This window comes from Methanocalculus sp. (assembly GCF_030651615.1).
Classification (GTDB): Archaea; Halobacteriota; Methanomicrobia; order Methanomicrobiales; family Methanocorpusculaceae; genus Methanocalculus.
Genome location: NZ_JAUSCG010000087.1, coordinates 1 through 3,879, shown reverse-complemented (window position 1 = coordinate 3,879; position 3,879 = coordinate 1). Strand labels below are relative to the sequence as shown.

The window sequence follows — 3,879 nt, the reverse complement described above, 5'->3', positions numbered from 1 at the left end:
CCGGAATTGTTCTGATAACCTTCGTCGTTGTAGCCGCTGTCTTCTCCCATATGGTCATAGTCTCTGGTCTCAGCCTCTCGGAGGGTGCAAGAACAGAGGTGCACCAGGGAGTATATCGGGCAGGCTCAGCTCTTCAGGTTGCTGGAACGATCTATGCAGTGGATACAAAAGATGTAGTAGCCGGAGCTGAACAGATCAGAATACCGGTTCAGCTCACGCCCGGGTCACAGTCGATTGATCTTCGGAGAGTGACCATCCGGTTCACCGGGTTGAATCAGTTTGTGGAAATAACTCCGGGTGACCCCCTCTTCTCTGATTCTCCTGGTGTTAATCGTTTCTCGATTGCATACCCCATTCATCAGGATCAAAATCCCATCCTCGAACCCGGCGAGTTGGTGGTGATACTCTTTGAGCTGACATCAACAAAAGATACAACTGCCGGGTCAAATCCAACCGTTGAGATCTTCGTTCCCGGTTTACTTCCTCTACGTAAACAGCTTCGCTTTCCATCAGCACTGACGAAGTACACCCCTGTCGGCTGAAGAGACCCAAACCCGAAGCCTCATTATAAATAATGACAGATCTGTAGATGATTCGGATGGCTGAGATACCAAAGGAGGAGTACCTCGAAAAATGCACGACGGCCTGTGCCGGGTGCACATCCTCGCTCACACTTCGGTATGTACTGAAGGCGGCGGGGCCGGATACGGTTCTGGTCGTACCCGCATGCTGTACAAGTATTCTGCAGGGAACCTATCCAAATACTGCATTTTCGGTCCCTGTCTACAATATAGCCTTTGCAGCAGCAGCAGCATGTGCTTCAGGGATGAGCGAGGCATTTTCGAGCATCGGAAAGAAGACGAACGTCATCGTCTATGCAGGTGACGGTGGAACGGTCGATATCGGCATCCAGGCGCTCTCTGGTGCGCTTGAGCGTGGGACAGATTTCCTCTATATCTGCTATGATAACGAGGCATACGGAAACACCGGGATGCAGCGGTCAGGTGCAACCCCGATGGGTGCACGTACAACGACGACTCCTGGTGGCAAGACCGATGCCAAGAAGGATATTGACCGGATCGTCGCCGCCCACAACATCCCCTATCAGGCGACTGCAACCCCGGCATATCCAAAAGACCTCTTTGATAAGGTTAAAACTGCACTTGCGACACCGGGTCCTTCGTTCATCCATGTCCTTGCCCCCTGCCCCCCGGGCTGGAGGATTGCATCTGATATGTCTGTTGCAGTCGGAAAGATGGCGGTGAAGACGGGTTCATGGGTGCTCTGGGAGCGAAAATATGGGGAACTCTCGATCAGCGCCCCCTCAAAAGGGGCGATGAAGAAGCGGGCTCCATTACGTGAGTATCTCTCGCTTCAGGGGAGGTTCAAAGGAATCTCCGAATCGGTTGTGAACGAACTTGAGCAGTCGATCGAGAAGAACCTTGCACGACTTGCAAAGGAGGAGGCAGGAGAATGCTGACGGTAGCAACAGGAAATAAAGCGGTCGCAGCTGCTGTGAAGGCGGCAAAACCCGCCGTCGTTGCGGCGTACCCGATCACCCCCCAGACGGAGATAGTCGAACAGATTGCAGAATATGTGACATCGGGCGAGATGGATGCCCGGTATATCCCGGTTGAGAGCGAGCATTCTGCAATGACAGCCTGTATCGGTGCATCGATAACCGGTGTCCGGTCTTTTACTGCAACAAGCTCTCACGGTCTCCTGTACATGCACGAGATGCTCCACTGGGCAGCAGGTGCCCGCCTTCCGATCGTGATGGCAAATGTGAACCGTGCTCTTGGTCCTGGATGGAATGTCTGGGCCGAACACTCAGATGCCTTCTCACAGCGTGATACCGGATGGATTCAGATCTTCGTCGGAACCGTACAGGAGGCATACGACACGACCCTGATGGCGTTTCGTATCGCAGAGGACCAGGGTGTCCTCCTCCCGGTGATGGTAAACCTTGATGGATTTACCCTCTCGCATATCATGCAGTCCCTTGAGACGCTTGATCCGGGCGATTATATTCCTCCGCTGGTTCTTCCGCACCGGATTGATACGGAGAATCCTGCGGGGTACGGAACACTGACCGGACCTGCTGATTACTTTAAGTTCCGTTGGGGGATGGAAAAGGCGATGAGGACTGCCCCCTCAGTTATCCGTGATGCTGAAGAAGAGTTCTTCAGGAGGTTCGGACGGCGGTACGGCCCGGTTGAGGAGTACCTGTGTGAGGATGCCGATGTCGTCGTTGTTGCCCTTGGAACTCTCGGGGTTGAGGCTGAGGTTGCTGTTGATCTCCTCAGAAAAGAAGGGATTAAAGCGGGATCAATGCGTATACGATGGTTCAGGCCCTTCCCCGATCTGGATGTCGCAGGCCGTGATCTTGTTGTGCTGGACCGGGGCTACTCGTTTGGATTTGGCGGGGTTCTCTCCGACTCGATCCGATCCCGGTACCCGTCTGCCTCCATCTATTCAGTTGTCGCAGGTCTTGGCGGTCAGGAGGTTACGTATGATGATATCGCAGATTTTATCCGGGATCGCAAGATGGGTGAAGAATACTGGTTCGGGGTGGATGCCTGATGTTTGAGATTCGGATTCATTCACGTGGCGGCCAGGGTGGTGTCACTGCTGCGAGGCTCCTCGCAATGGCTTCGTTCCTCGATAAGAAACATGCGACTGCGGCCCCCTTCTATGGTGCGGAACGGCGGGGTGCACCGGTCGTCTCGTTTGTGCGGATCGACGATCAGCAAATCAAGATTTACTCCCAGATCAGATCTCCAAACCTGATCATCGTCCTTGATGGGAGCATCATGGATTCGGTGGATGTTCTTCAGGGGATACAGCCTGGTGGAACCGTCCTGATCAACAGCCCCCATCCGGTGGATCTCCCGAATGTTAACGTGCTTACAATTGATCTGACAGGGATTGCACTCTCTGTTAATCTTGTCGTTGCCGGCAGCCCGATCTTAAACACCCCGGTTCTTGGGGCACTTGCGAAGATGGGGGTTATCACCCGTGAGTCGGCTGAAGCGGCGATACGTGGGATGTTTACTGATGAGCGGAATGTTCAGGCGGCAGAGGCCGCATTTAAGGAGTTGATTGTATGAGTGATCCGGTTGCGATGAGCAGACCCAGAATTGGTGCTGCTGGTAAAACCGGTACGTGGCGAACATTCCGGCCGGTCGTTGATCGCGAAGCATGTAATGCATGCGGCCTCTGTGCGATGTACTGCCCGGACGGATGCATAAACGAGGACCTTGAGATTGATCTCGATTACTGCAACGGATGCGGGATCTGTGCTCATGAATGTCCGAAGAAGGCGATCCGGATGGATCGTGAAGATAAATAAATCAAATTTCTCTTTTTTACTCCGAAACCTCTCTTTTGGTAACAAAAATTATATATATTATTAGTTCGTATATTCGTTTATTCGTATGGTTCGCCCATTGACGAACTTACGTTCCGAAGAACGACAGGCCATTCTCCTCTCATCTGCAGGTGCATGGTAAGAGGTGCAGATGATTATGACAAGGATCAAAATCAGATCTGCTGAAGAAGGGTGATACGGTATGATGATGCTTACACCAGAAGATGATCTGCAGGCTGGGTGGGATCTCGTCTCAAAGATAGAGGGTGAGGGATATCCTACCTGTCCCCTGATCAAAGAGGGGATTGTTACATGTCCTTTGAGCGGTAGCGTTGCTGTTCAGCGGCTGTTCCTTATGCAGGAGTTACTAAAAGAAATGAAGTGAAGAGGAGAGTATCAGGCTGTTTTAAATTGTTTATTTGCGAGCAGGGTCTTCTCAGAGATCTCTGTGACGCGTGCTACCATCTGTGCGACTTCATCGACACTTGCAGAAACCTCTTCTGTTGCAG

6 protein-coding genes are annotated in these 3,879 nt (G+C 52.3%); all 6 read left to right on the top strand.

The window, feature by feature from the left end:
* Positions 1 to 542, top strand: a 542-nt coding sequence (locus tag Q7V06_RS03620) for a hypothetical protein (protein ID WP_304838232.1), incomplete at its 5' end; no start/stop codon positions are given.
* A gap of 56 nt (positions 543 to 598) precedes the next feature.
* The gene (locus tag Q7V06_RS03615; RefSeq protein WP_304838229.1) at positions 599 to 1,480 is read left to right on the top strand and encodes a thiamine pyrophosphate-dependent enzyme; all 882 of its coding nucleotides are present in this window, start codon (positions 599 to 601) and stop codon (positions 1,478 to 1,480) included.
* Positions 1,474 to 2,583, top strand: coding sequence for a transketolase C-terminal domain-containing protein (locus tag Q7V06_RS03610; protein WP_304838226.1), 1,110 nt, complete (start codon positions 1,474 to 1,476; stop codon positions 2,581 to 2,583). The genes Q7V06_RS03615 and Q7V06_RS03610 overlap by 7 nt, the downstream gene beginning before the upstream one ends.
* The gene (locus Q7V06_RS03605) at positions 2,583 to 3,110 is read left to right on the top strand and encodes a 2-oxoacid:acceptor oxidoreductase family protein (RefSeq protein WP_304838223.1); all 528 of its coding nucleotides are present in this window, start codon (positions 2,583 to 2,585) and stop codon (positions 3,108 to 3,110) included. Before Q7V06_RS03610 ends, Q7V06_RS03605 begins: the two co-directional genes overlap by 1 nt.
* The gene (locus Q7V06_RS03600) at positions 3,107 to 3,352 is read left to right on the top strand and encodes a 4Fe-4S binding protein (RefSeq protein ID WP_304838220.1); all 246 of its coding nucleotides are present in this window, start codon (positions 3,107 to 3,109) and stop codon (positions 3,350 to 3,352) included. Before Q7V06_RS03605 ends, Q7V06_RS03600 begins: the two co-directional genes overlap by 4 nt.
* Before the next feature lie 220 nt (positions 3,353 to 3,572).
* Positions 3,573 to 3,755, top strand: coding sequence for a hypothetical protein (locus tag Q7V06_RS03595; RefSeq protein ID WP_304838217.1), 183 nt, complete (start codon positions 3,573 to 3,575; stop codon positions 3,753 to 3,755).
* Positions 3,756 to 3,879 lie beyond the last annotated feature (124 nt).